The 25,825-nt window shown below is 59.6% G+C and carries 34 protein-coding genes; 20 read left to right on the plus strand and 14 right to left on the minus strand.

What is annotated here, in order from left to right; translation table 11 throughout:
• Positions 1-22 precede the first annotated feature (22 nt).
• From ABLE85_RS10640 to ABLE85_RS10655, 4 genes are all read right to left on the minus strand, one after another.
• Positions 23-880, minus strand: a complete 858-nt coding sequence (locus ABLE85_RS10640) for a cytochrome c oxidase subunit II (protein WP_348792694.1) — start codon at positions 878-880, stop codon at positions 23-25.
• A gap of 459 nt (positions 881-1,339) precedes the next feature.
• Positions 1,340-1,795: a hypothetical protein gene (locus ABLE85_RS10645; RefSeq protein ID WP_348792695.1), complete on the minus strand. Its 456-nt coding sequence runs from the start codon at positions 1,793-1,795 to the stop codon at positions 1,340-1,342.
• A gap of 668 nt (positions 1,796-2,463) precedes the next feature.
• Complete coding sequence (locus ABLE85_RS10650; RefSeq protein ID WP_348792696.1) at positions 2,464-2,970, minus strand: DNA-binding protein; 507 nt, start codon at positions 2,968-2,970, stop codon at positions 2,464-2,466.
• A gap of 134 nt (positions 2,971-3,104) precedes the next feature.
• Positions 3,105-3,725, minus strand: a complete 621-nt coding sequence (locus tag ABLE85_RS10655) for a hypothetical protein (RefSeq protein ID WP_348792697.1) — start codon at positions 3,723-3,725, stop codon at positions 3,105-3,107.
• Positions 3,726-4,270: 545 nt separating this feature from the next.
• On the opposite strand from ABLE85_RS10655, the gene ABLE85_RS10660 reads away from it, so the two are divergent.
• The 5 genes from ABLE85_RS10660 to ABLE85_RS10680 all read left to right on the plus strand — a co-directional run bounded on the left by ABLE85_RS10660 (position 4,271) and on the right by ABLE85_RS10680 (position 9,845).
• Positions 4,271-4,966, plus strand: a complete 696-nt coding sequence (locus ABLE85_RS10660; RefSeq protein ID WP_348792698.1) for a hypothetical protein — start codon at positions 4,271-4,273, stop codon at positions 4,964-4,966.
• Positions 4,959-6,863: a hypothetical protein gene (locus ABLE85_RS10665; protein WP_348792699.1), complete on the plus strand. Its 1,905-nt coding sequence runs from the start codon at positions 4,959-4,961 to the stop codon at positions 6,861-6,863. The genes ABLE85_RS10660 and ABLE85_RS10665 overlap by 8 nt, the downstream gene beginning before the upstream one ends.
• Positions 6,863-7,276: a hypothetical protein gene (locus ABLE85_RS10670; RefSeq protein WP_348792700.1), complete on the plus strand. Its 414-nt coding sequence runs from the start codon at positions 6,863-6,865 to the stop codon at positions 7,274-7,276. Before ABLE85_RS10665 ends, ABLE85_RS10670 begins: the two co-directional genes overlap by 1 nt.
• A 74-nt stretch (positions 7,277-7,350) precedes the next feature.
• Positions 7,351-7,989 carry a hypothetical protein gene (locus tag ABLE85_RS10675; protein ID WP_348792701.1) on the plus strand — a complete coding sequence of 213 codons (639 nt, stop codon included), beginning with the start codon at positions 7,351-7,353 and terminating at the stop codon, positions 7,987-7,989.
• Positions 7,990-8,567: 578 nt separating this feature from the next.
• Positions 8,568-9,845 (plus strand): tyrosine-type recombinase/integrase, encoded by a 1,278-nt coding sequence (locus ABLE85_RS10680; protein ID WP_348792702.1) that lies wholly within the window; start codon positions 8,568-8,570, stop codon positions 9,843-9,845.
• A gap of 148 nt (positions 9,846-9,993) precedes the next feature.
• On the opposite strand, the gene ABLE85_RS10685 is transcribed toward ABLE85_RS10680, so the two are convergent.
• The 9 genes from ABLE85_RS10685 to ABLE85_RS10725 all read right to left on the minus strand — a co-directional run bounded on the left by ABLE85_RS10685 (position 9,994) and on the right by ABLE85_RS10725 (position 13,661).
• On the minus strand, positions 9,994-10,476 hold the full coding sequence (locus ABLE85_RS10685; protein ID WP_348792703.1) for a hypothetical protein: 483 nt from the start codon (positions 10,474-10,476) through the stop codon (positions 9,994-9,996).
• Position 10,477: 1 nt separating this feature from the next.
• Positions 10,478-10,900 (minus strand): helix-turn-helix transcriptional regulator, encoded by a 423-nt coding sequence (locus ABLE85_RS10690; RefSeq protein WP_348792704.1) that lies wholly within the window; start codon positions 10,898-10,900, stop codon positions 10,478-10,480.
• Positions 10,897-11,127, minus strand: coding sequence for a hypothetical protein (locus ABLE85_RS10695; RefSeq protein ID WP_348792705.1), 231 nt, complete (start codon positions 11,125-11,127; stop codon positions 10,897-10,899). The genes ABLE85_RS10690 and ABLE85_RS10695 overlap by 4 nt, the downstream gene beginning before the upstream one ends.
• A gap of 379 nt (positions 11,128-11,506) precedes the next feature.
• On the minus strand, positions 11,507-11,710 hold the full coding sequence (locus tag ABLE85_RS10700) for a KTSC domain-containing protein (protein WP_348792706.1): 204 nt from the start codon (positions 11,708-11,710) through the stop codon (positions 11,507-11,509).
• A 71-nt stretch (positions 11,711-11,781) separates the two neighbouring features.
• Positions 11,782-12,072: a hypothetical protein gene (locus ABLE85_RS10705; protein WP_348792707.1), complete on the minus strand. Its 291-nt coding sequence runs from the start codon at positions 12,070-12,072 to the stop codon at positions 11,782-11,784.
• Between the two features lie 16 nt (positions 12,073-12,088).
• Complete coding sequence (locus ABLE85_RS10710) at positions 12,089-12,355, minus strand: hypothetical protein (protein WP_348792708.1); 267 nt, start codon at positions 12,353-12,355, stop codon at positions 12,089-12,091.
• A gap of 89 nt (positions 12,356-12,444) precedes the next feature.
• On the minus strand, positions 12,445-12,729 hold the full coding sequence (locus ABLE85_RS10715) for a hypothetical protein (protein ID WP_348792709.1): 285 nt from the start codon (positions 12,727-12,729) through the stop codon (positions 12,445-12,447).
• 73 nt (positions 12,730-12,802) lie between these two features.
• Positions 12,803-13,324 carry a hypothetical protein gene (locus ABLE85_RS10720; RefSeq protein ID WP_348792710.1) on the minus strand — a complete coding sequence of 174 codons (522 nt, stop codon included), beginning with the start codon at positions 13,322-13,324 and terminating at the stop codon, positions 12,803-12,805.
• A 40-nt stretch (positions 13,325-13,364) separates the two neighbouring features.
• Positions 13,365-13,661, minus strand: coding sequence for a helix-turn-helix transcriptional regulator (locus ABLE85_RS10725; protein WP_348792711.1), 297 nt, complete (start codon positions 13,659-13,661; stop codon positions 13,365-13,367).
• A gap of 88 nt (positions 13,662-13,749) precedes the next feature.
• Here ABLE85_RS10725 and ABLE85_RS10730 point away from each other — a divergent pair, with 88 nt between their 5' ends.
• The 15 genes from ABLE85_RS10730 (at position 13,750) to ABLE85_RS10800 (ending at position 24,710) form a co-directional block, all read left to right on the plus strand.
• Positions 13,750-14,073 (plus strand): hypothetical protein, encoded by a 324-nt coding sequence (locus ABLE85_RS10730; protein WP_348792712.1) that lies wholly within the window; start codon positions 13,750-13,752, stop codon positions 14,071-14,073.
• The gene (locus ABLE85_RS10735) at positions 14,061-14,276 is read left to right on the plus strand and encodes a hypothetical protein (protein ID WP_348792713.1); all 216 of its coding nucleotides are present in this window, start codon (positions 14,061-14,063) and stop codon (positions 14,274-14,276) included. The genes ABLE85_RS10730 and ABLE85_RS10735 overlap by 13 nt, the downstream gene beginning before the upstream one ends.
• 148 nt (positions 14,277-14,424) lie before the next feature.
• On the plus strand, positions 14,425-14,943 hold the full coding sequence (locus tag ABLE85_RS10740) for a hypothetical protein (RefSeq protein WP_348792714.1): 519 nt from the start codon (positions 14,425-14,427) through the stop codon (positions 14,941-14,943).
• Entirely contained in the window at positions 14,940-15,194 is a 255-nt protein-coding gene (locus tag ABLE85_RS10745) for a hypothetical protein (protein WP_348792715.1), read from the plus strand. Before ABLE85_RS10740 ends, ABLE85_RS10745 begins: the two co-directional genes overlap by 4 nt.
• Positions 15,195-15,204: 10 nt before the next feature.
• Positions 15,205-15,501, plus strand: a complete 297-nt coding sequence (locus ABLE85_RS10750; RefSeq protein WP_348792716.1) for a hypothetical protein — start codon at positions 15,205-15,207, stop codon at positions 15,499-15,501.
• Between the two features lie 2 nt (positions 15,502-15,503).
• Entirely contained in the window at positions 15,504-16,733 is a 1,230-nt protein-coding gene (locus ABLE85_RS10755; protein ID WP_348792717.1) for a DUF927 domain-containing protein, read from the plus strand.
• A 1-nt stretch (position 16,734) separates the two neighbouring features.
• Positions 16,735-18,075, plus strand: a complete 1,341-nt coding sequence (locus tag ABLE85_RS10760) for a DUF927 domain-containing protein (RefSeq protein WP_348792718.1) — start codon at positions 16,735-16,737, stop codon at positions 18,073-18,075.
• A complete protein-coding gene (locus ABLE85_RS10765) occupies positions 18,068-18,370 on the plus strand; it encodes a hypothetical protein (protein WP_348792719.1) in 303 nt (100 codons plus the stop codon). The genes ABLE85_RS10760 and ABLE85_RS10765 overlap by 8 nt, the downstream gene beginning before the upstream one ends.
• 106 nt (positions 18,371-18,476) lie before the next feature.
• A complete protein-coding gene (locus tag ABLE85_RS10770) occupies positions 18,477-19,664 on the plus strand; it encodes a phage portal protein (RefSeq protein WP_348792720.1) in 1,188 nt (395 codons plus the stop codon).
• The gene (locus tag ABLE85_RS10775; RefSeq protein ID WP_348792721.1) at positions 19,664-20,167 is read left to right on the plus strand and encodes an HK97 family phage prohead protease; all 504 of its coding nucleotides are present in this window, start codon (positions 19,664-19,666) and stop codon (positions 20,165-20,167) included. Before ABLE85_RS10770 ends, ABLE85_RS10775 begins: the two co-directional genes overlap by 1 nt.
• A gap of 2 nt (positions 20,168-20,169) precedes the next feature.
• Positions 20,170-21,336: a phage major capsid protein gene (locus ABLE85_RS10780; RefSeq protein ID WP_348792722.1), complete on the plus strand. Its 1,167-nt coding sequence runs from the start codon at positions 20,170-20,172 to the stop codon at positions 21,334-21,336.
• 672 nt (positions 21,337-22,008) lie between these two features.
• Positions 22,009-22,302: a head-tail connector protein gene (locus ABLE85_RS10785; protein WP_348792723.1), complete on the plus strand. Its 294-nt coding sequence runs from the start codon at positions 22,009-22,011 to the stop codon at positions 22,300-22,302.
• A 1-nt stretch (position 22,303) separates the two neighbouring features.
• On the plus strand, positions 22,304-22,618 hold the full coding sequence (locus ABLE85_RS10790; protein WP_348792724.1) for a phage head closure protein: 315 nt from the start codon (positions 22,304-22,306) through the stop codon (positions 22,616-22,618).
• Positions 22,618-23,043, plus strand: coding sequence for a phage terminase small subunit P27 family (locus ABLE85_RS10795; protein ID WP_348792725.1), 426 nt, complete (start codon positions 22,618-22,620; stop codon positions 23,041-23,043). The genes ABLE85_RS10790 and ABLE85_RS10795 overlap by 1 nt, the downstream gene beginning before the upstream one ends.
• Positions 23,040-24,710 (plus strand): terminase TerL endonuclease subunit, encoded by a 1,671-nt coding sequence (locus ABLE85_RS10800; protein WP_348792726.1) that lies wholly within the window; start codon positions 23,040-23,042, stop codon positions 24,708-24,710. The genes ABLE85_RS10795 and ABLE85_RS10800 overlap by 4 nt, the downstream gene beginning before the upstream one ends.
• A 266-nt stretch (positions 24,711-24,976) precedes the next feature.
• Here ABLE85_RS10800 and ABLE85_RS10805 read toward each other — a convergent pair whose 3' ends face one another.
• Positions 24,977-25,660 (minus strand): helix-turn-helix transcriptional regulator, encoded by a 684-nt coding sequence (locus ABLE85_RS10805; protein ID WP_348792727.1) that lies wholly within the window; start codon positions 25,658-25,660, stop codon positions 24,977-24,979.
• Positions 25,661-25,825: the final 165 nt, after the last annotated feature.

Here is a 25,825-nt window from a genome sequence, read left to right on the forward strand (position 1 = left end):
GCCGCCTCGTGGCCAGCCTCGCCTAGTTTGCCTTCGTCGCGACCTCGCCTGCCGACCCTGGCGGGGGCTCGAGCGCTCCGGTCTTTTGCCCGGCGGTCATCTGGGCAAAGGTCTGCTGTTGCTGCAGCCAGGCCTGATAATCCTGCTCGGTGTCGACCTTCACCACGCCGCGCATGAAGGCGTGGCCGACGCCGCAAAGCTTGGCGCACAGCACCTCGAACGTTCCGGTGCGGGTCGGGGTGAACCAGAAATAGGTGACCATGCCCGGCACCAGGTCCATGCGGGCGCGGAACTCGGGCACGTAGAAGTCGTGCAGCACGTCGATCGAGCGCAGCACCATCTTGACCGGCTTGCCGACCGGCAGGTGCAGGTCCTCGCCCAGGATGATCAGATTGCCTTTGCTGTTGGGATCCTCGGGATTGACGCCCAGCGGATTGTCCGCGCTGATCAGGCTGGCGTTCGAAGTGCCGAGCTTGCCGCCGGCGCCGGGCAGGCGGAAGTTCCATTGCCATTGCTGGGCAACGACCTCCACTTCCGTGGCATCCTTGGGAACGGTGATGAAGTGGCTCCAGACGAAAAGCCCCGGCGCCAGCAATGCCGCGACGCCCAGCGCCGTCACCACCGTCAGCCAGCCTTCGAGTTTCCGGCTTTCGGGCTCGTAGGCCGCTTGAGCCCCCTCCTTGTGGCGGAAGCGATAGATGCAATAGGCCATGAACAGCACGACCGCGGCAAAGACCGCGCCGGTGATCCAGAAAGTTATGGACAGAGTATTGTCGATATAGCTCCAGTTGGAAGCTATCGGCGTGGACCACCAGGGGCTCAGTACATGAAACAGGACTGAGCCCAATACGATCAGAACGAGCACCAGCGCCAAGGCCATCCTCGGTTCCTCCGCGATCCGGGAGACGCTGTCTCCGCAGGAAAGCGGCCCAGTATAGCTTGAATTGTCTTCAGAATACTAGGGATGGCGGAGGTCGTGACCGAAGGCACGATCTTGGCGGCGTGATTGAAGCGCAGACGATACGAAACGCGTTTCAGCCAGATATCAAACGGGCTCTTTGACGAGCTTGATCGCTCAAGTCCTGGCGGCCGCGCGGCGAGCCAGGGAGGCGTCGGTCAGAAACGCGGCGGACGCCTTGTAGGGCAGCTGACTGGAGGTCGCAGCCGGCGGACAAGTCAGTGCTGTGCCCGGGGGCCGGCGGCGGTGGACAGGTCAGGGGTTGGATTTGCACCCCCTGGCGAAGGTGACGATCCGCCAGCGTTCCTTGCGCAGGGTAGTCTTCCGCAGCCGGCCCTCTCGGGCCGAACTGCGCCTTGCACCAGACGCCATCCGAAGCTGTCAGGCAGGTGTCCACTTCCACGCAGGCGCCCTGAGGCACCGCGCCGACGACGCTGGCGTCTCTCGCGCTTCGGAGCGTACGTTCAGGTTTACGATTACGTTGACCTTTTTGTCGCCGGCAGGATTGGCGGTCAGGGGATAGGCCAGTTCTTCCTTGGGCGCGCATTTGCTGGTGAAGCCAAGGAGATTGCAGCCACTGGTCTTGACGGCAGTGTCGAGCACGCCAGCGGTTCCATCAAACTCGACGACCTGCAGAGCGAATTCCCGCGCGTTTTCGACGATGCCAAATGGGTCGATGTCGGCGTCGGCTGGATCGATCTCATCCGCGAATTCGTGACGGCAGCACTGTCGCACGACCCGAGCCTGACTGTCCACGAATGCAAGGAGAAGTGGGGTTCGCTCAGGATCTGGTGAGACCCGATAAGCGGCCCTCGCGAAGGCGAAAGTGGAGATCAAGAGCGCTTACTGTTGCGCGCCGCGCGCAACACAAATGTGGGGTACTGCTTGATTTTGCACAGGTAGCATTTGGCACTTAATCGAAAAAGAGCAATGGAACCAAACGATTAAGCTGTATCGGCGGTGCAAAAGGCGCAAAACGAAAATGAGCTATTTTGAGCAGTGTGAGCGGCTTTTTGCGCACGTTTTGACACCTTTTTGCACTGGTACGAGCAGAAAGGTCGGGAGCCCACGATAGAAATGAGCAGTCTTCCTCTCAAACAAGGCGCAGTGGCCACCACGAAGGCTGGGAGCGGCAGGCAAGGCCTTGGAAACATTGAAAGGAGGCTGGAGGCGCGGACCCGCCAAGAGGTCGCTAGACGACCGGAAGCGTCAGCTCGCATCTGTGTTGATGGCCGCATATTAGAAGTAAATTCGCGAGTTTTCCCGGTTTACAGTTAATCTGGCAAACTGTAGCCCGTGAACAGTTCCCACCTCAAAAGTGCCATTGTTCGAAAATATCTCATGAATTTCATTAAGTTAGTTGCGAGTGGTTTCAAAAATTTGACTGCTAAGAGTGGCACGGAACTGTAGCATTTGACTGCGTGTGTTCGCATATACGTTACTTGCAATACTTGAAATAAAAAAGGGCGCTATACTGCGCCCTTAAATAGGATATTAAAGCCCCGCTAACCGCTACCTTTCGCATAGGAGCGAAGCGCGGCAGAAACCTCGTCCAGCGTCGGAATTGGCGCACCTTTCGGCAGGTGCTTGGGCAGGCGACGCATGACGGCGGAAGGGCTGATGGGGCCGCCGTCCTTGATGACGCGCAAGAGCGGCAACAGCCATTGCGGCGTCGGGTCACGTTGCCGAGGCGGTTCGGGCAGCGACGGCGGCAGGACTTCCGCCACGTCCGACGATCCTTCTGGCAAGGCATACACCCGGCGAATGATCTCATCGAAGGCAGGGCGCGGAAGCGCGGAGAAATGGAATTCGAAACGCTCGCCACCGCGACCTGTGACAAAGCGCCGGGGCCACTCCTCGCGGTCGGCGCGGATGACGATGCCGTGACGTGTCGTCGGCAGGTTGGGCAGGCGCATGGCCGCGAGGCTCGACGCGGTGAACCACTCGCGCAGCCTTTGTCCAGGTCGAGCGATCTGGACGATGGCCGCCTCAAGAAAACGGAGGCGCTTCAAGGTCGCCTCCCACTCTTCGGCAGGGATGGATACGGTTAAGGGGAAGCCGTCTTTCGGCATGGCGTAACTCGCTGACATGGACCGGAACAAGAAAGAGGCGGAGCCGGTGCCCCGCCTTGCATATCGCTTTGCGCTCAGGCGGAGCGCCGCTTGGCTGCCTTATTCGGCGTCACCTCCGGTTGGTCTTCGGTCGCGCCTTCCTGCTCGCTTACAGCTTCACGGAAAGCCCGCAGCCATACCGCATCGGTGTCGTTCATGGTGAGGCGCGGGGTGCCGTCCGCCAGCGTGGCGTCTTCGAACTCGCGCATCCGGCTCGTGATCGCCTCCGCTTTCGCCAGCGCGTCGGCGATCATCGCCATGTGGCGGGCCTCTTCTTCGTCCGAACGGCGCGGGTCGGGAGAGTCCGGGTTCGGATGGACCCGCGCAATCGTCGTGAAGCCTGCCGACTGCTTGCCGAGGAAATAGCCCTGCATCGTCAGCGTAAGGTCGCGGTCTCGCCTCTCTGCTTCGGACTGATGGGGCGCGCATTCTTCGGGAAAGTATGTCAGCCCGCGCCGCTGCAACTCGCCGGACAGGTCTCCCAGCGACCGGACGATGGCGGACCCGAGATGACGATAGCCGTCGCGAATTGCTCCGGTGGCCAGCACATCGGCGGAAAGTTCGTAGCCGGAGGCGAGCGCTTCAGTCAGATGGCGCAGTTCGTCGATGATGTTGCAAGGGCTGTCCTGAAAGTCAGGATCGATAAGATGGAACATGGTCAGTCTCCCGAGCGCTTTTCAAGGCGCTTTGTCCCCGCGTTCGGCGCGGGAGCCGGGAGTTGAAAACCGTTCGGGAACGGCACCACGGTCTTTAGGCTTTCGCCCTGGACATGCACCGCAGCCTCCCGGCCGCATAAGGTGCGACCGCCCCGGAAACCGGGTATAAAAAAAGCGCCGTTCGGACCATTTGCTGGTCGAGGTGGCGCAGACCGCCCGAGGAGTTTTCAAGCTCCAGTAGCTCGTATACTCGATCACGGCTGATGCGGCAAGTGATCAGATAGACAAAACAGCCATAGAAGCCCGTACAGCGCGCTCGTCATCCTTTGCGCTGTCGGAATGCGTGCGATGTGACTGCGCGCGCCCTGACCCGTTTAATGGCCGTTTAATGAGGCCATCCAGAGGGCGAACGCTGCCGCGCCCAATAACCAATCCGTTTCAAGCCCTTAGCCGTGCGCCGGAAGGGCTTCCGGTGTCCGCGCGCGCGCGAATGCTCGAATTTGCAGCAGACGCAACAGGAACATGTTCCGAACGGACAGGAAGCAATGGCGGAATTGAAGCTTAGGCCTGGAAGCCCTTTCGCAACGCAGCGTTCTGAAATGACTCTCGCTATTGCTAAGTTGATTGGCTGGGATCAGGTCGACCGGCTGGCGGAATATTATGCTGGCCGTGGGTATATCTATATTCCAGAAGAATATTCTGATGATCTTGAGCTCACTGATGCAATTGGTGAGGAAGACGCGAGGAAGATTATCAATTTTGCGCCAAGAGATCGATTTTATGTTTTGTCGATGTCGAAAAAGTACGTTGAGCAGGTCCAAAGGATTGATGATCTACACAGCGCCATTCGTTCTCGAAAGTATTCTACATCGGAACTAGCGAAGCGGTTCCGGTATAGCGACCGATGGATAAGGGGAACGGCACAGATGTTGGGTGTGCGTCTTCCTCATCCGGGTGGAAATACGCGTCTGCGAATATTGGGGCGACTTCGTGCCGAGGGGACCTCGCCTGAAACAATCGCAGCCATCGCGCTTGAGGTTGACCGTCCCGAGAGTTGGATCGCTCAGCTCGCCAAGCGCGTGGAAGAAGAAGCAGCGCCCGAAGCTGTGGAAAAGCGCAAGGCCGAAAAGCTGGCCAAAGAGAGGGCGCACCGCATAAGTGCGGGTGGCCGATTTGCCCCTGTTCTTGATGATGGTTCGTTTGGCGCGCGCGTCCATATAGACGGTCGCAATTATGACTAAGGGCAGCTTCCGCGTCCTTGTCATCAAGGCGGGCCTCTCGCTCAACCGCACATTCTATTCGGACGCCGTGCTGCGCCGCCATGCGCCGATGTTTGAGGGCGCGCGCGTGTTCGCGAAGTCGGACCGCGAGCATATCGCCCTTGAAGGCAAGGACGTGCGCAATCTCATCGGCTGCATCGTCTCTCCGGAATTTGTTCCGGGATCGTCGCCCGATAGTGGCGAGATCGTCGGCACTCTGAAGCTCATCGATCCGTCCAGCATCATCGGCCATCAACTCGCCAAGGCCGTGGAAAACGACATGCTCGGCCTATTCGGGCTGTCCATTGCCGCCGAGGGCGAGAGCATCCGCCGCGCGGACGGTACACGCGAAGCCGTGAGCTTTGCCAAAATTCATTCTGTCGATCTGATCGTTGAACCCGGCGCGGGCGGTCGGATCGTTTCGTTTGTCGAAGCCGCCGGAAGTCTTTCCCAAGGAACCCTCATGACACGCGAAGACATCATCGCCCTTATCCAGGCGACAAGGCCGGAGGCTCTGGCCGAAAAGAACGTGGACGAAATGACGGATGCCGAGTTGCAGGACCTGCTGCGCGCGCTCCTGAAAGCCGACAATCCCGAGACGGCAGACACGATGACGGAAGCCGTGCAGCGCAAAGTCCGTTTGGGTGATCGGATCGCGGCTTGCGGTCTGCCCGAGGTGGCAAAGCAGAAGCTGCGCGCGGAAGTGACCGCCAACGTCATCATGACCGAAGCCCACTTGACGCGACGGATCAGCCAGGAAGGCCGCTATCTGACGGCGGCTGGCGTCGGTGGCGGTCACGTCACCGGGCTGGGCGGTGTCCAGATGGGCGACGGGCCGCGCGAGAAGGCGACGCAGATGCTGGACGCCTTCTTTGACCCGAAAGACCGTTCCGTCCGGTCCTTCCGTGAATGCTACGTCACGCTGACAGGTGACACCGGCTTTACCGGGCGACCGCCGCGCAACCAGCGCATGACCGAGGCGCTGGGCACCGACACCCTTGCGATTGTTCTGGGCGATGCCATCACCCGGCGCATGTTGGTCGAATACGCCAATGATGACATTTTGGATGTCTGGCGCGATCTGGTGAACATCGTTCCCGTGAACGACTTCCGCACACAGGAGCGTGTCCGCTGGGGCGGTTATGGCGATCTGCCGACCGTGGCGGAGCGCGCGCCCTATACGCAGCTCACCAGCCCGACCGATGAGAAAGCCACCTATGCCGTTTCGAAGCGCGGCGGCACCGAAACCGTCTCGCTGGAGGCGATCACCAACGACGATGTCGGGCTTATCCAGCGCATTCCGCAAAATCTGGCGAGGGCGGCTAAGCGGACGCTGTCCAAGTTTGTGTTCGACATTCCGCGCCTGAACCACGCCATCTATGACACCAAGCCGCTGTTTCATGCCGACCATAAGAACCTAATGGCGGCTGAACTTTCCGCCGAAGCGGTGGGGCAGGCACGGCTTCTTATCCGTGAGCAGCGCGAGAAGGACAGCGGCGAGAAGATCGGCTTGACTGCCCGCTATCTATGGGTGCCTGACACGCTTGAGGAAGTGGCCTACAATCTCTTCGTGCGCGGCGTGAACAACGATCCGACCTTCACGCAATCGCTCGCATGGAAGGTGCGCCCGGTGTGGTGCTGGACGGACGACAACGACTGGTGCGTCTCCACCGATCCGCGCGATCTTCCCGCCATCGAACTCGGCTTCTTGCAAGGGCAGGAAGAACCGGAATTGTTCGTCCAGGACAGCCCCACAGTCGGCTCGTTCTTCACGAACGATATCATCACCTACAAGGTGCGCCACATCTACGGCGCGACGGTGACGGACTTCCGGGGCATCGTCAAATCCGTTGTCCCGGCACCGGAAGCGGCAGGCTGATGCGTGCGCTCGTCTCGCATCTGCTCGACGCGCTTGGCGGCCTAACGATCATCGAGGCCGAAGGCGTTCTTGATGGCGCTCGCCACCTTGTTTGGCTCTACACCTTCACAGGACGGCCCCTTGAGGCCATCGCAGCAGAGGCAAAATCCACGCAAGAGGCCGTCGATACGGCGGTGCTTCTGCTGGCCGAGATCGCGGCGCTTTCCAAGCCCGGTGAAGGGGACTTGGGCGTGGGCTGGCGCATGCATCAAGGGTTTGCCCTATGTGACGCGATCCTGACCGATGCGCGCCTGATGCTCTACGTGGTTGCCTATCAGCACGACATGTCCAGTCGCTTTGGACGGCATGCAGCCTCATGGCGAGAAGAAGCTGCGCGCTACAGCGGTGCGCCGGGGCAGTCAGCGCCGCATTAGAATTCCGCGCGCCGTTCGGTTCCTTCCGGCGCGGGAAAGCTTGATCGATCCACTTCGGCAGGGTTGGTCAAGCAATGGGGGAAGCGAGTCGCGCGCTTCCCCCACAATCTTCGTACAATGCGACCGGCACCGGCGGCCCTACCGCCAACAAAGAAACGATGATGACACCAGATCGTGACTACATACGCTTTAACGTCCTGCGCAACGCGCTGTATCACACCGCTCGCCGGCTCACTTGCGAGCGCTGGAGCAAGTGGTTGAACTTTGTCGTCGTGATCCTTGGAGCCGCCGCCATGGGTGATCTCCAAGGAAACTTCGGGCTGAAACCGTATTGGGCGGGCGCAGGCATCGCGCTTGCCGGATCGCTTCAGCTGATATTCGATTTCAGCGCCGCCGCTCGGGACCATCAGAGCTTGCAACGCGAGTACTACAAACTGCTCGCCGACATTGAGGCCTCTATCGGGGCGGACGGACATCAACTGGCCGTATTCTACAGCCGCATGCTCCATCTTACCGGGGAAGAACGTCCAACCATGAAGGCTGTCGATGCACGGGCTTATAACGATGCAATCGACGGCACTGGTCTCTACCCCCAAGACCAGCGCTTGGTCGTGCCTTTGCTGCATCGGCTGACCGCGAACTGGATTTCCCGCACCGGGTACGAATACAAGAAAGAAGCAGAGCTTCTTGAAGCCGAACGACTGGCGTCCTAGACCGAAATTCGACGCGTCAAGTTTTCCCGGTGATGCATGTTAGGGTATCAAGGCCGATACGCATGGCCGAATCAAAAACATGCGGGCGCATATGAGCAACCACGGAACCAGCGCCAACGTTTTGGCTGGCTATTCTATCGCGATGCCTCGAAAAGGAGTGCGGCGGTCCAAGTATAATTTGCCGCGCGGACCAAGTATTGTTTTAACGCTCACCGAGTGCCAAAGCGCGTGAAAATTAGTGCAAAACCGCGCGGCGCGCGACACAAACCAGGCGAAATGGCGAGATTAATAGGAACATTAAGTTGCGCCAACAAATGCACTTGGCTAAGTTGTTGATTTTATTTGGATATCTTGGCGCACCCGACAGGATTCGAACCTGTGACCTCTGCCTTCGGAGGGCGCGTTGTTGGTGTTTTCTGATGCTTCCTGCGATTTACCCAACATCTCTATGGTATTATGATCGCTGAAAGTTCTGGCGTATGGAAAGGCAGCGGTTAAGCGCGAATTTTCCCGAATTTGCTTCCTTCTGCTTCCTATATGCTTCCTGTAAAGACATTTGCCTTCAAAAAGGAAGCACGATGGCAAAGCTCACAAAGAGCGTCATTGACGGACTGAAGCCGGGCGAGCCTGACTATTTCGTGTGGGATGATATGCTTCCCGGCTTTGGCATTCGGGTGTGGCCTAGCGGTAAGAAAACTTATGTTGCGCAATATCGCGCTGGCGTCCGCACCCGCCGCGTAAAGATCGGCACCCACGGCGCGTTGACCGTAGAAGAGGCCAGGAAGGAGGCCAAGGGCATTCTCGGCGATGTGGCGCGTGGTGAAGACCCACAAGAGGACCGGGTGACGCGGCGCAAGTCGCTCACCGTCTCGCAACTCTGCGACAACTATCTTCAGGCCGCCGAACGCGGCTTGATCATGGGCAAGGGCGGCAAGGCGAAGAAGGCTTCTACGCTCTACACTGATCGCGGCCGGATCGACCGGCACATAAGGCCGCTTCTCGGCAACAAGCTGGTGCGTGACGTGACGCAAGCGGACATGAGCCGGTTCATTCGTGACGTTGCCAGCGGCAAGACGGCGGTGGTGGAGAAGACCGAACGGAAGCGCGGCAAGGCTATCGTGGAAGGGGGCACCGGCACGGCGGCTCGCACCGCTGGACTTCTCGGCGGCATCTTATCGTTTGCGGTTTCCGAAGGCGTGATCCCGTTCAATCCCGCCGCTGGCGTGAAGCGGCCAGCCGATAACCGTCGCCAGCGGCGATTGACTGCCGACGAATATAAAGCGCTGGGTAAGGCACTGGCCGCCGCCGGGGCCGACGCAGAAACGGGCCAGGGCATCAACGGTGCATGGCTTCTCGCGCTCACCGGATGCCGCCTGGGCGAAGTCGAGAACCTGAAATGGTCGGAAGTAGACGATGACGGTGGATGCTTCCGGCTCGAAGACTCGAAGGAAGGCGCGTCGGTGCGACCGATCGGGCGGCCTGCGTTCGATGTGCTGGCAAAGATCGAGCGGGAAGAGGAAAATCCCTTCGTGCTGACCGCCCTTCGTGGTGAAGGAGCATTTGGCGGGATGCCTGGCTCATGGCGTCGGATTGTGAAGCGCGCGGAACTGGAAGGCGTCACGCCTCATACCCTTCGGCATTCCTATGCCAGCGTGGCCGGGGATCTTGGCTTCACCGAAAGCACCATCGCCGCGATGCTGGGCCATGTGGCGGGATCGGTGACTTCTCGCTATGTCCATCATCTCGACAGTGTATTGATTGCTGCTGCCGATAAGGTGGCGCGAACGATCCACGGAATGATGACGGGAGCTGAGGGAAAGGTGGTGCAACTGCTGAACCGGAAGCGCAAAGTCTGAAGTTTTCGCGCAGACACGATTTTTCGCGGTGCTACAGGTGCTACAGGTGCTACAGCGCGGAACTTCAAGGCGAAATCCTGTAGCACCTTCAAAATCGGCAGGTGCTACAGGTGGAACAGATTGAGCGATCAATAATCCAACGTACTAATCACTTAGCTTTTTTTGAGGATCGGGGTGGCTCTTTATGCACGGGTAGAGGAGGCAGCCGCGTATTCGCCGCCCAATCCAAGTTGGCGAACAAACTGCGAAAATAAGGATAGCAGGCGAAAGGTGCAACTCGCGTCAAGAACACGTCTACGGCGTCTTCATCGCAATCTTCCAAGTTATCATAGATAACGATGTAATGTGCCTCGCAAGAAAGGGTCTTCTTGCGATTCCTTTTAGCATCCACTGTGAGCTTTATATTGACGATAGCGACCTGCTCACCGCTAACGTATTGGCTTTCCCCTCTTTCGACGGAGTAGGCGAGTTTATTTTCAGAGGGATCATTGAAAAAGTCGGGCTTCACGTCGAACCCAACTCTTGTCATTTGGACGCCCTGCAAATTGGCCAAACCGACTACCTTGTTGTAGCGTTCAACCTTCTCTTCATTGCTCGGCATGGGCTTTGCGACTTCAGTAGTCTCGACCATCTCAGGCTGCTTCGAGCTCGCAACGTTCCCAGCGATTTTCGTTCGCTGCATAAGATTCATCGCCCCACAATCTATTCACCGCGATTGCTTGGCATGCCATGACAGCAAAGCCACCTTTCCAGGAGTGTTCCCTGGATCTGGAAACAACTTCGCGCACCTTGGTCGAGGGCTTAGACTTTCGGCCATACTCAGCCTTCAGCCCAACCGCAGCGAGTGCCCGCCCGACCAGTTTGATCGTGGGATTGGCCTCCGAGGAAAGAAGCTGGCTCACACGGGCGCGAGTAACCCCCAGCGTCTCGGCAAGTTCGGCTTGGGTCATACCTCGTTCGTTCATCGCATCAATCAACGCGAACTGAAAATCCATCAGTGCGTTCTCTTCGGCACTGATGAAGTCAAACGACTCGATATGATGGTTGTTGCTCATCTTTCCACCTTCGCTGACCGCTCCGCCGCCAACTTCAACTTTTGTTGGTCGGCCTTGTCTTTCTTTTTGCTGGGATCGCACGCGGTCCCTATATATGTGCGCTTCCTGCGATACTCTGCAATTATCCCATAGATACGGAACTGGTAGGCCTTAAACTCCCAGATTTGCGGCTCGTTCCCGGCACCGTCCTTAAACCTACCTGCCGGCTTGAACATCTTTTCGCCCAATGATCTCGGTCCTGCCTCGGCAAATCGTGAAAAATAGCGGGAGATCGATATTGCCTCGCGCCGACTTGTTTCGTCGGTTCGGGAACGCAGCGCGGCATATTCAGTGCGAGCTTCCCCGAAGAGCCAAACGTCAGCATAATCGCCTGATGCAACGCACTCACCACCTTCATCAACACGCTCGGAGTTCGATGAGGCGCGCCGTGCATCCCTTTCGCTTTCTTGTTGGTCACGAGATATCCGGCGCATATTCCACTTTGAAAGTTAAGTTATGCCTAAACACGAATCAAGACCGCTTACAAGGCATGGCCGCTATGAATTCTTATTGCAACAGATTGTGATCAGGGGGTCTGCGAATGTCGCGGAGCACCCCAATTGTCCCTTATCGCGCGACACTGTAGCGATCTCTGATATGACTGTTGAAATATCCGCCTTTCGAGCTGGCGCGGCAAAGGCCATCAAAGACTTGCGGCGGCACGCCATAATAATTGTATGGTCCGCCCGACTCGGTAAACCAAAGCTGAAGCACACCTGTTGAAGAATCGTATTCTGCCCGCCGGATCGCGGTCGAGTTGAAGACCGGCATTGTCGAAACTCCCAAGCTCATGAGGATCTTGGGAAGATTCGGCTCAAATGTCGACCGTAGGGACGACTATTTCACTTGCTCGGCAGCAGCGAATATTCTTGTGAAGTAGGCGCGCGTTCCTCAACGATCAGAGCGATGTAATCTTCGTTATCCTTGGGATTGAACACTCGGCCGACGACCGTCCAAATCTCACGGTTCGCCGGCTCGCGCCGATCACGGCCGTGAATGACGCCAGGATTTAGAATGCAGTCGCCTATCGATGGCAACACGCCGCCAAAGCTCGAGAAATCGAAGTCGTGCTGTCCGTCCTCGACCGCACCGTCTGGGCTTCTGAAATAGATGCGGATCGTCACGTCGTTCACGTCGCTCCCTCTCGCTTCAATTGTTTCGCTCTTGTCCGACACTCATGCCGGATAGCAGGTATTGCGTCACCTGATTGATTTCCTCGCGCGTTACGCCGGCGAAGACCATGGCTTCCGTCCCAATCACTGCGATTTGCGAAATGAAATTCATCAAGTCGTCTTTGGTGAGGTCGTTCCTTGCTTCGCCGGCCGTGTGGCATATGAGCGTGATCTTGCTCAAGCTTTCGATCAGGCCAGAATAGGGAACATCTTCAATTGTTCTGCCACTCAGATTATCGACCATCTTTTTCCTTTCTTCAGCCGGACGAGCGCATGTCCCTTCGCGCATATCTCCCGCTAAAATCAAAGTTCACACTCACCCTAATTGCTGGGCTAGAGCCGAGCGTTGATCCATTTCCAAACGTCCGCATTAAGCCAGCCTTGATGCTGCCCGCCGACGAGCTTCGTCACCATCAATCGATCGTTCGTGTCCATACGAGTTCGAGCGTCGGCGTCCAGCGCATCGGCGGATGCCGTTGAACTGATGAACCACACCGAATCTAGTCCAGGGTCTTTCATGTGGTCGTAGCGCGATAGGTGATCGATGAGAGCTTGGCGAGCTTGGTTATAGTTCGTCTTCTGCTTGTTCAAATCCCACGTGACCAAATAGACAGCCATGATTCTCTCCCACATCAAGCAGCATCATGGGAAGAGGCGGCCTAAATGTCTAATCCGAGACGGTCCCGATAGTCTATTTCCTAAAATCTTTCCACAAACGATCAAAATCGTTGTGGGACTTCATCCGGTAGTGCTTCCGTATTCGTCCTGCCAACTTGAGCGCTTCAAGGCCGCGCTCCTTTGCTGCGTCGTGAAAGTCAAAAGGGTTTTGCTCCCATACCTCAGAAAACTCAGCCAGAGCTTCCGACACATTCGACGAGTTTGAAAATGATAGGATGTCGTCCGCGAGAGATGCATCGATTGCCTTCCAATCAACATCAGCAGGCAGGTCAGGCGCAGGCGGTAGCCGAACCGAAGTCACATCGCGATGCCGTTCGAACTCACCTTCGCCCATTATGAAGATGTGCCAACAGGAGACGGCGTATCGCTCCAGGGCGACAGCCGACCGCATCGCGCCGTACTGAGCGGCCTTCTTTCTCCCGTACCATGATTTGATGAGGTCAACGACCCAAGAGGCGACAGCGGAAACTATGCCAGTTGCAATTACTGCCGTGATAATTTCCTTGGTCGTCCAGATGCTCGCCACCTCGTTCATCACGTTGCCCCTCAGCCGTACGCCCCTTCTCGGTAACTTATCACTTTTTGACCTTCAGCAATTCGGCGTGCACGAGAAAGCCGCCAGTTCCTGCGGTTGGATCGACTAGCTTACTAAGCCGGACACCCGGCCCTTCGCCATTTTCTTCAATAAAGATCACGCCGGCCGTTTCGAGCGCCGCGCGGATGTCTTCAAGCGTCCGCTCGTAGGGAGTACGCCGGCCGGCTTCGAAGTTCGCGATGGTGGCCTTTGCTACCTTCGAGGTGGTGGCGAGTTGATCTTGAGACCAACCGATCAGGGCTCGCGCCGCTCGGCACTGTGCTGGCAAAACTGACAATTTGATGCAACCTTATATCAAAAGTGTTGACTAGGTTTCTGGTGTAGAGTTATATCAAAAGTGTAATTTACCTGCAACGGAGCTACAAATGCCGCGAACAGAAATTCCGGCAGCCGGCGAAGCTATGCCCGCTGCCGACATAGACCTCAATACCGTGAGCGCTAACCCTTACGAAGCCGGTCCTTTCCGCCAAGTGTCGTACATGGAAAGCCCGTTGGCTGCGGTCGGCGATCTTCTGAAAGGCCTCGCTCTCATCGCTGAGACAATGGACGATGATCACAGCGGCGTTGTGCAGCGCATGGCCTGGCTCGCGATTGATCAGTGCAACGTTGCCGAGAAACTGCGCGGCGAGCTTTTCAGGCTGACGCATCCTCGCCGAGACTACTTCGAGAAGGAAGGATGGCCGGCATGAACTGCGCTACCCTCTTCCTTGCCGTGACACCTTCCATGCGCCAGCGGATCGAGACGACCATCGAAAACCTGATGGCGCTGCTCGATGTGATCGACGGCGATCCTGATTTCGAAGCCGGCACCGATTCCGAACCCGAACCCTTGGAGCCTTATCTGGCTGAAGCCGCGAGCGATCTGGAGCACGATGATTGCGATTTCACGTGACCGGATGACGCCCACTGCTTGGCCGCCTCTATCGCTGGATGGGGCGGCCTTTTTCTTGAGTAGGATTGCCTCGCTGCGAGTTGTCGCTTGCATACTCAAGAAAATCGGCCCATATGAGTTGTCAGCAGACAACTTGAAGGTTCGACCTATGAATATTTTCTACGCTCAATTCAGCACCGGACAGGTGCTCAAAGCCGCGGACGTAACCAACGCCAGCTTGCAGTCATGGATTCGCCGTGGAGCAATCATCGGCCATAAAGGCCATGAGATCGAAAACCCTGGAAGCCCCGGCTACAGGCGAAGCTTCTCATTTCACAACGTGATGGAAATCGCGACCGCGAAGGCGCTGATTGATATTGGCGTTGACCTGAGTGATGCCTTCCGCGCGGGGGCAATGTTCGCGCACACCGGCGACGAAAGCCGCCTGCCTGGCCTGCCCTTTACGACGCAAGCTTACACGCTGCTTTGCGTGGCAGGAAACCACTCGCATGTGGTCGCGTGGGAGCCTGGCACCGACATCTTGGCAAATATTCGCCTCGCCCTTCACCGCCCCCTCGGTTTCGTCGTTTTGCAGATGAACCCGCTCTTCGACCGAGTGACCGCCGCCCTCGGCTATCACCCCGAAGAAGTTCTCGACCTTGCTCGCAATCAGGAGACAATTAAATGACCGCCAATATCACTCTTCCCTCTGCCCTTCGTAAGCCCCGCCTTCGCCGCTGGGAAGCTGCCGAGTATCTGAAGATCGTCCATGGCGTCGAGGTTGCCCCGGCAACGCTCGCGAAGTGGGCTTCGGTCGGTGGTGGCCCTGCCTATCAGAAGGTGAACCGCACCCCGCTCTATCCGACCGCGGAGCTTGATAGCTGGGCTGTCGATAAGCTGGGCGCTCCTGTCCGCAACAGTTCCGAGGCCCTTAGCTAGGGGCCTTGAAATGGATCGGATCGATTTCGTCGCTATCAATGCGGCCGGGATTGCCGCACTGCCATCGCTCTTGTCGCGGTGGCTGCCCGATGGTCGCCGTGTCGGCCACGAATGGGTGGCACGCAATCCTCGGCGATCAGATCGCAACCCCGGCAGCTTCCGGGTGAACATGAACACCGGCAAGTGGGCCGACTTCGCAACCGATAAAAGCGGCGGTGATCCGGTGAGCCTTGCCGCATATCTGGCGGGAACCGGACAGGCCGAAGCCGCCCGCGCGCTCGCTGAAATGTTGGGGGTGAAAGCGTGAATATGAATGCAATGTTTGCGCCCTTGTCACCCGAAGAAATCGCGCTGGCCGACAACCCCGCACCGAAGGCAGGCGAAAAGCTGCCGATCGTTCCCGTTCCCGATGACGCGCCCGCCATGCAATTCCGGCACCCGAGGTTCGGTGAGCCGGTGATGGCTTGGCCGTATGAAGTAACTGCCGGGTTGGTCGGCTATGTCGCCCGGTTCGACTATGTAGACAACGCTGGCAATCCGGCGAAGGATTATCTGCCGATCACCTATTGCGACCTCGGCCAAGGCCGTCGCGGCTGGCGCGCAAAGGGCTTTCCCGATCCGCGTCCGCTCTATCGGCTGCCGAGCATTCTTGCCAGCACCGATGCTTCCGTAATCGTTGCCGAGGGCGAAAAGGCCGCCGACGCTGCCGCGATCCTCTTCCCTGATATGATAGCAACAACGCCGCCGCATGGTGCGAAGTCGCCGCACAAGGCCGATTGGTCACCCGTCGCCGGCCGCACAGTGATCATAGCGACCGACAATGACGAGGCCGGGCAGCAATTCGGCGACAAGGTTTGCGAGCTGTCGCGCGCGGCTGGCGCTGTTGCCGTCCTGCACCTTCCGCCTGATCGCATCGGCGCGTGGGTTTGGCTGGACGGTAAGAAGTCGCTTCGCGAAGGCGTAATTCCCAAAGGGTGGGATATTGCCGACGCGATCGAAGAGGGATGGACCGCCGAGGCCGTCGCCGAGCTGAAGAGCGATCCCGCCTTCCTGCCTCCCTATCGCGATGCTGAAGAACGCGAGACGCTTCGCCGCGTCGAGGCCGGCGAACCGGAAGAGCTGGCACGCTGGCCGTTCCGCGTGGTCGCCAATGGCGTGGAAAAGCGCATCGAACGTGCCGACAAGGAAACCGGCATCATCACGATCGAATGGAAGTGGTTTTGCTCGCTTCTCGAAGTGGTGGCCGAAACCCGCAGCACCGATAGCGAAGATTGGGGTCGCCTCTTGCGCGTCACCGATCGCGATGGCCGCACGAAGGAATGGAGTATGCCCATGCGGATGCTGGCCGGTGACGGCACGGCCTATCGCGAACACCTTCTTTCCCTCGGCATGATCATGGCACCGGGCCGCTTCGCCCGCGATGCCCTGCACGAATACATTTCGACCGCCCGACCAGAACTGAAGGCACGTTGCGTCAATCGCCTCGGCTGGGGCGGACGCGCCTTCGTCCTTCCCCGGCAGACATTCGGAGACAACTAGAATGGCCGAACGCATCATCTATCAAAGCGATGGCCTGGCCGATGATCCCTATCGCGTTGGCGGTGACTTGGCGGGATGGCAAGACGGCCTTGCCCGATATGCCATTGGCAATTCGCGGCTGGCATTCGCGATGAGCGCGGCCTTCGCCGGGCCGCTCTTGCTGCCCGCCGAGGCCGAATCCGGTGGCTTCCACTTTCGTGGCGGCTCTTCGATCGGGAAGACAACTGCCCTTCAGGTCGCGGGATCGATATGGGGCGGGCGCGATTTTCCCCGCACCTGGCGCGCGACTTCGAACGGGCTGGAATCGGTGGCGCTGATGCACTGCGACACGCTCTTGCTTCTCGATGAAATGGGCCAGTGCGATAGCCGGGAAGTCGGCCAGGTCGCCTATATGCTGGCGAACGGCCAGGGCAAGACACGCGCCGGGCGAAGCGGTGAAGCGCGCCGCGCGGCCCGGTGGCGCACCCTCTTCCTTTCGACGGGTGAGATCGGCCTTGCCGACAAGATCGCCGAGGATGGCAGGGGCCGCCGCGCGGCAGCCGGGCAGGAAGTCCGCATCGTGGATATTCCGGCAGATGCAGGCGCGGGCATGGGCATCTTCGAATCTCTACACGGCTTCCCGTCCGCCGATGCCTTCGCTCGCCACCTGAAGGCGGTGGCCGGTGAACACTTCGGCCACGCTTCCCATGCCTACCTTGATCGGTTGACCCGCGACTTCGAGGGCATCGCGCCCGTGGTGAACGGCTTTCAGAATGAGTTTGTCGCCGAGAACTGCCCGCCGAATGCCGATGGACAGGTGAGCCGCGTTGTGGCGCGCTTCGCTCTTGTGGCTGCCGGTGGTGAAATGGCGACGGCCTTCGGTGTGCTGCCGTGGCAGCCTGGCGAAGCTACCAAGGCAGCGGCGAAGTGCTTCCGCGATTGGCTCGACACGCGCGGCGGGATCGAACCGGCTGAAGAGCGTGAAGCCCTGTCTGCCGTCCGCCGCTTTATCGAGTTGCACGGCAATTCCCGCTTCGAGCCGATGGGCAGCCTTGCCCCGACCGACAGCATGGGCGCACCGATCGACACGCGCATTCAGAACCGCGCGGGCTTCCGCCGTCGCGATGACGAAGGCAGCATTGAATATTTCGTTCTTCCCGAAGTGTGGCGCGGCGAAGTCTGCACTGGACTTGACGCGGTGATGGTGGCGAAGACGCTGGCCGGGCGTGGGATGCTGAAGGCCGGCAGCTGCGGCAAGCTTCAGAATTTCCAGCGGGTGCCCGGCTTCCCCAATCCCGTCCGCTGCTATGTCATTGCCGCCAGCATTCTCGGCGAGGACGCAAGGGAGGCCGCCCATGCCTGACCTTGCCCGGTTCACCGACTTCGCCAGCCGCGTCGGCGCTGTAGCACCGGCCTGTAGCACCTGTAGCACCGTAGCACCTGCCGAGGTGATACAGGATTTAGATTGTAAAAACAACGCTGTAGCACTTGTAGCACCTGTAGCACCGCGAAATGACGATGACTGGCGGGAAAGTGACCTTCTCGACGCCTATGAAGAGCGCGCGGCGATCATGGAGTATGACGGCGGATTGCCTCGCTACGAAGCCGAAGCACTTGCATGGAAGGAAGTCTTCGGCGATCGGGCCAAGGCAGCGTAATACATCGGCAAATCCCTGAATTTCCTCGCCTTTTCAAGAATTATTAATGCGGCCCTCGGGGCCGTTTTGCTTTGACCTATCGTAATTTCTGCGGCCATTTTCGGCCATGCAGATATGGCCGTTCACCCGCAAAGCTCCAGTTGAGCAGAAGTCACTCGCCGAACCTGATGGCGAGCTTCTAGCCCTGTTCACCGGTATTACGCCGGGGGCCGGGATCAGCGCCGCCGCCGCCCTGACGGTGCCGGCCGTCGCCGCCGCCGTCCGCGTCATCTCCGAGGCCGCTGCCTCGCTCCACATTCGCGTTCTGCGCACCGATGGCGGGAAGCAAGAGGACGACCAGGCGCATCCGGTGTTCAAGCTGTTGCGCGGCGACGTGAACGACTGGACCAGCGGTTATGAGCTGATCCGCGACCTGGTTGCCGAGGCGTTGACCCGTGACGCTGGCGGCATGGCCTGGGTGAACCGTGTGAACGGCAAGCCGGCCGAGATCATCCACTACGATCCCGCCGTCATCTCCGTCGAGTATGCCGACACGCGCGAGCCCAAATATCGCCTGAGCAATCGGCCGGTTCCGGCATCGGACATCATCCACCTGCGCGGCCCATTCTCGCGTTGCGCGCTGACGCTGGCGCGGGAGGCGATTGTCACCGCCCATGTCATGGAGGCCCATGCTTCCCGCCTGTTCAAGAACGGCGCGCGGCCCGGTGGCGTCATCGAGTTCCCGAAAGGGCTGGGCGACGAGGGCCTGAAGAAGATGAAGGCGGCATGGCGTGCCGCTCATGAGGGCGCCGAGAATGCCGGCAAGACCGCGATCCTTTGGGACGGCGCGCAATTCAAGGCGATGACGCTCAATTCGACCGATGCGCAGTTCCTCGAGCTGCGAAAGTTCCAGATCCTCGAAATTGCCCGCGCCTTCCGCGTCCCGCCCTCGATGCTGTTCGAGCTCGATCGGGCAACATGGTCGAACTCGGAACAGATGGGTTTTGAGTTCCTGACCTACACGCTGGAGCCGTGGCTTCAGGCGCTGGAGGCTACGCTGTCCCGCGCCCTGTTCGCGCCCGAGGAACGCGGCACCTATCGCATTCTGTTCGACCGCGACGACCTGACCAGGGCGAGCCTGACGGAACGGGCAACGGCCATTTCCAGCCTGATCAGCGCCCGCGTGCTCAATCCGAACGAGGGCCGCGCCTGGATCGATCTGGCTCCCTATCCAGGCGGCACCGAGTTCGCCAATCCGCACATCACCGTTTCGACCCGCACCACCGGGCCGGCGCTGCCGAAGGATGGTCAGTAATGGATCGCCTCTTCATCGAAACCAAGATCATCGGCGACGACGCTGGGGCCATCTCTGGCTTGGCGTGGAAGTTCGGCGTGCCAGATCGCATCGGCGATATGATCGAGCCAGGCGCGTTCAAGGGTGCCAAGCTGCCCCTGCCGATGCTGTTCGGCCACGACATGAATGATCCTATCGGCACCTGGGACAGCGCCGAGGAAAAGGCGGACGGCTTGCATATCACCGGCAAGCTGCTGGTGGATGACGTGGCCCGCGCTCGCGAGGTCCGTGCCCTGGTGAAATCCGGCGCGGTGCGCGGCTTGTCGATCGGCTTCATCACCAAGCAGGCCAGCGCCCGCCCAGGCGGCGGCCGCACAATCAAATCCCTCGAATTGCTGGAGGCGTCTTTGGTGACGATCCCCATGCATTCCGGCGCGAAGGTGACTTCGGCCAAGTCGGCAGTTTCGGCGCTCGGCGTTGCCGCTGCCATCAACCGGGCGGCGGCCCATTTCGCAAGGAGATAACCATGCGACACGTCAACAAACAGGCGCTCGCCCGCGCCATCGAGTTCAAGGGCGAAGAAGACGATCCGGCCGGCATCGTCACCAAGGCGCTGGAGGATTTCCAGAAGACGGTGGACGATCGGCTGAAGGCGGTTGAGGGCAAGGGCATCGATCCCAAGCTGACCGAACGTCTCGACAAGATCGAGGCCAAGGTGAACCGACCCAGCACGGAAGGCCACGACAAGACCGAGATCACGCCGGAACAGAAGGCGTTCGGCGCCTATATCCGTCGTGGTGATGCCGGCCTTGCCGATGAAGACCGCAAGGCGCTTGTCGTCGGCACCGACGCCACGGCCGGCTATCTGGCCCCGACCACGTTCGGTTCGGAAATCCTGAAGGCGCTTCGCGAATACAGCCCGATCCGCCAGTATGCCAAGGTCATCACGATTAGCGGCCGCGATGTCCGCTATCCGCGCCGCATCGGCTCGACCGCCGCGACGTGGGTGGCAGAGGTCGCGGACCGCGACGAAAGCGCACCGTCCTACGAACAGGTGACGCTCACCCCCTATGAACTGGCGACCTTCGTGGAAGTGTCCCGCCAGCTTCTGGAGGACAACACCTATAACCTCGAAGGCGAGCTTGCCTCCGACCTGGCCGAAAGCTTTGCCATCGCGGAAGCCACGGCCTTTGTGGCTGGCAACGGCACCGGCAAGCCCAAGGGTATCCTGTCGGCGACCGGTATCGCGACCGTGCTTTCCGGCAAGGCGGCCACTCTTGGCGACAACCCCGGCGACACGCTGATCGATGTGTTCGCGGCGGTCCCGACCTTGCACGCTCAGAATGGCGCATGGGCGATGAACCGCAAGACGCTGGCGGCGCTCAAGAAGGTCAAGGACACGACCGGGCAATACCTGTGGCAGCCGTCCCTGCGTGACGGTGCGCCCTCGACGCTGCTGGGCCGTCCGGTGATCGAGATGGTCGATATGCCCGACATTGCGGCCAATGCCTTCCCGATCGTGTTCGGCGACTGGTCCGGTTATCGCATCGTTGATCGCGTCGACATGTCGATCCTGTCGGACCCGTACACCCGCGCCAAGAACGGCATCAACGTCTTCCATGCGCGCAAGCGTGTGGGTGGCGACGTCACCAATCCCGACCGCTTCGTGAAGCTGAAGATCGCGGCGAGCTAAGTTCAGGGCGGCAGTCATTGAGGGCGATGCGGTCTGTCCGACAACGAGAAGAAACCTCCCTGCCGCCACCGGGAAACCGGCATTTGAGGGGTCAAGGTTTGCAAGATCGCGAGCACCAACCGGAGACCACCGGTCAAGGGCTCATCGGGAGAGGCACGCCCTGCGCTGTCTCTCCCGCCTATTGAGGGTAAAGCCATGCCAGTGAAGCCACCAAAGATATGCGGATGCGGTCACCGTATCGCTGCCGGCGTTCGTTGCCCTTGCGAGCAGAGACGGGCGCGGCAGGCCCAGGCACGCAATGACCAGCGGCGCGGAACGGCTCACCAGCGCGGCTACACCAAGGATTGGGACAGGGAAGCGAAGGCGTTCCTGTCTCTGCCCGTCAATCGCCTGTGTACTTGTGGCTGTGGTCGCATCGCCAACGTGGTGGATCACAAGATCGCTCATAAGGGCGACATGCGCCTGTTCTGGGATCGGTCGAACTGGCAGCCGATGGCCCGTGGCTGCAACAGCCGGAAGAACGTCAGGCACGAAGGAGGCTTCGGCAATGCGATCCGATGACCGGGGGGTGGTCATCAACTTTGAGCGAATGCCGGGAGACCAGCGCCCCCCATTCGCGCGTGATTTTCCCGAAATGGGATTTTTGATGATCGGTTCGAAAAGGTTCGTTCAATGATCGTGAACGTTGAAACTCTCAAAGAGCAAATCGTCGTTGATATCGATGATGATGACGCCCTGATCGAGCGCAAGATTGCCGCCGCCCAGGATCACATCGAGCGGCAACTCGGCTTCAAGATCGAGGAAGAATATCCCTCGGGAGTTCCGGCCGCGTTGGTCGAGGCCGTCTGTCAGCTTGTCGGACACTGGTACGAAAACCGCGAAGCAACCGCCATCGGCGTGAGCGTTCAGGAATTGCCGTTCAGCGTTGCCGACATCGTGCGGGAATACCGCAACTGGAGCTGGTGACATGCGCGCCGGCACGCTTGATCGCGAGATCGTCCTTGTTCGCGAGGAAGAGATCGGGCGCAATCCCTACAATGAACCGATCTACGGCACGACCGAAACGCCCTTGCGGGCATCGATGCAACAGCAATCAGGCAAGGAATATCTAGCGGCCGGTCAAGTCGGTGCCGCGCGACAGGTGGTATTCCGCATCCGCTGGATCGCGAATGTCAGCGTGACCAATTCCGTCCAGTACGCCGAGACCGAGTTCAACATTCAGGAAGTCCGCGAGATCGGCCGTCGCCGTGGCCTGGAGCTTCATTGCGTGGGTGCAGGCTGATGCGCGGCGTCAAACCTCATCTTGTGGTCGATAACTCGGCCATCGCAAAAGCTCCCGGCATTCCGGCCTGGCTGTCTGCCGACGCCAAGCGGGAATGGAAGCGCGTCGTGCCGATCCTTGTCGAGCGCCGCATTCTGACGACTGCCGACCTTGGATCGCTGGAGAATTATTGCACGGCCATCGGGCAGGTGCGGGAGATGGAGCGCCACCTTCAGGAACACGGCCACGTCTTCGAAGCCTTCAAGGATACCGAGGACGGCATTGTCAGCACTGGCATGAAGCGCAACCCGGCCGTCGGCATCCAGTCCGACGCCATGACGCGGGCAAGGTTGCTGGCTGCCGAGCTTGGCCTGACGCCTGTGTCTCGCTCCCGGCCTGCTGTTCGCGGCGAGAGTGCCGGCGACAATCTGGACTTCCTCGGATGATGGAAGCTCCGAAAACATATCCCGCATGGGTGTTCGACAATTCGGAAATCCCCGATCCGTTCTGCTATGGCGAGCGGGCGGTGAATTTCCTGCGTCACTTGAAGCACCCCAAGAGCCTCAGGAAGGGGAGGCAGTTCGCACTTGATCCGTGGATGGAGCGGATCATCCGTCGCGTCTATGGCCCGCGCCATGAGGACGGCACCCGCGTCGTCAAGACCGTGTTCGCCATGATCCCGCGCGGCAATCGTAAGACCACGCTGGGCGCGGCGCTGACCTTGCTGCATTCGATCGGCCCCGAGCGCACGCCGGGCGGTCAGGTCATCTGTGCCGCCGCCGACAAGAAGCAGGCCCGCATTGCCTTCGAGGAGGCTATCAGCGTCATTCGCGAGGATCGCCGGCTGATCCCGCTGGTCGAGGCCCAGGACTATCGCAACCGCCTGACCGACAAGCGCAGCGGCACCGTGGTCGAGGCGATCAGCGCCGATGCCAAGACCCAGCATGGCCGCACGCCGACCATGACCTTGATGGACGAGCTGCATTCTTGGCCGAAGCGCGACCTATGGGAAGCGCTGAAAACCGGCCTGCTGAAAACGGCCGGCTCGCTCAACGTCATCATCACCACGGCCGGCCGAGGGCAGGAAAACATCGCCTTCGAGACCTACGCCTATGCCCGCAAGGTGGCGCTGGGCGAGATTGATGACCCGGCGACGCTGCCGATCATTTTCGAAGCCCCGCCCGATTGCGACTGGCGCGACGAAGCGGTCTGGCACCTGGTCAATCCCGGCTTGCGTCATGGCTATCCCGATCTGGACGGACTGCGCCAGTACGCGAGGGAAGCCGAGAACCGCCCCGGCGACCGCGAGAGCTTCCGCCAGCTCAATCTCAACATCTGGCTTGACCATTCCGCCGATCCGTTCATCGACATGGCGGTCTATGACCTGACGGCAAAGCCGGTCCCGGTGCCGGAAGGTGCGCCGTGCTGGATCGGCGTTGATATGTCGAGCACCACGGACTTGACGGCCGTGGTCGCCTGTGTGGTCGACGAGGACGAGAATTGTCACATCGTCCCGCATTTCTTCGTGCCTGGCGACAATCTCAGGCTCAGAGCAGAGCGTGACGGCGTTCCCTATCCGCTGTGGGCAGAACAGGGCTTCATCACCGCCACGCCAGGCAACGTGATTGACTATCGCGCCGTCGAGCAGTGCATCCGCGACCTGTGTGATCGCTTCGACGCTCGCGAGATCGATTTCGATGCCGCCTATGCGCAAGCTGTCATGGGACCGCTCACCGATGACGGCTATCCCGTCGCCACGCTACGCCAGGGCTGGGTGACGCAATCGCCGGCCTTGAACGAGTTGGAGCGCGTCATCCTCGCCGGCCGCTTCCTGCATGGTGGGCACCCCGTCCTGCGCTGGTGCTTCGATAATGTGGCGATCCACACCGACAGCGCCGGCAACCGCACCATGCACAAGGGCAAATCCACCGATCGCATCGACGGGGCCGTCGCCTCGTGGATGGCCGTTTCCCGCGCCGTCGCCAGTGAGGCCAAGTCCATCTACGATTCCGAGACGTGGTGTGGGGTACTGCTCGTTCTGGCACAGGTCGCGTTTGGCACTGATCGACCGCAAGGCCTTACGCAGCAAGGCTTTGAGGCCCCAAGCCGGTGAAAACCGCCGTGAGCGAAAATGGGCAGGTTTAAGCAGGTATTGAACACAAACGGCGCGGCATTTGGCACAAGGTGGAGCGCGGCGCGCGGTTCGATGCTCAATCTAACCAGGCGCGCCGCTCATTTAATACCCGGGGCAAGAAGGTAGCGCGGCAAAAGCCACCACACTTGCCGCCAGATCATCTCCAACACTGAGCCACATCCGGCCGAGTGATTTTCGCGCAAGGTATGCCGGAAAGGCTAGAGCGGTGAGCGTCCGAACGATTCTCAGGCCCGGCGTTTGCTAGACGAACCGGATGTCGGCGGCTTGCGCAGTTCTTCCCGTATCTCGTCGATCACGGTGGCTACCATCGCAAGGCGGCGATCCTTGTTCGGCGTGAACCGCATGATGCGGTATGAATGCTCGACAGCGAGATTGAACAGGTCGAGCGGGGCAATACGGGCATTCTCTGCCTTGTAGACCACCAATATCTCTTCCGACAGCTTGGCGGCGAGGTCGAAGTGCTCAGTCGCCTGGGCGATTTCCCGCTCGACTGCGGGGCGCTCCTGATACGAAGCGCGATCGACCATCTTGCGGGTTTCATCGCGGATTTGGTCCAAAAAAGCTTGCTCTGCCTCATTGGCAACGACCAACCGACTGTCCTCGACCTTCCCTGATCGTGGGCCTTGCGGATCGCGCGCCGCGAGGCCAGCGGTCAGACGCTGGAGAAGTGCTTGCGGGTCCGTCGCTGCCCTGCGCATCTCGCCTTCGCCCTCTGCGAGCCATTCAATCCGCACGTTCAGCGCTTCCGCAGTCATCACAAGGTTCGAAAGCGTGGGTTCAGAATAGCCGCCGGTCCACTTTTTTATCGTGGAGACGGCAATGCCGGTCGAATCGGAAAGCTTCTGAATGGTGATTCGCTGCTGCTTAAGCGCCTGCTTCAGCCGGAAGGGGAAATCCTTACTGTTCATGTGACGAACCGTAAGGCCGAAGCCCGTTGTGCTTTGAGCGGCTTTCAGTTCGCCAAGCCATTGAAATCATAAAAAGAATAACATTTGGAACCTTCGTCCTTACAGAAGGAACCGTAAGGTGTCCAATTGGCGTTGCAAAAGGATCATTATTTGATACCTTAACTG

The sequence above is a fragment of the Mesorhizobium sp. KR1-2 genome (assembly GCF_040045035.1).
GTDB lineage: Bacteria > Pseudomonadota > Alphaproteobacteria > Rhizobiales > Rhizobiaceae > Pseudaminobacter.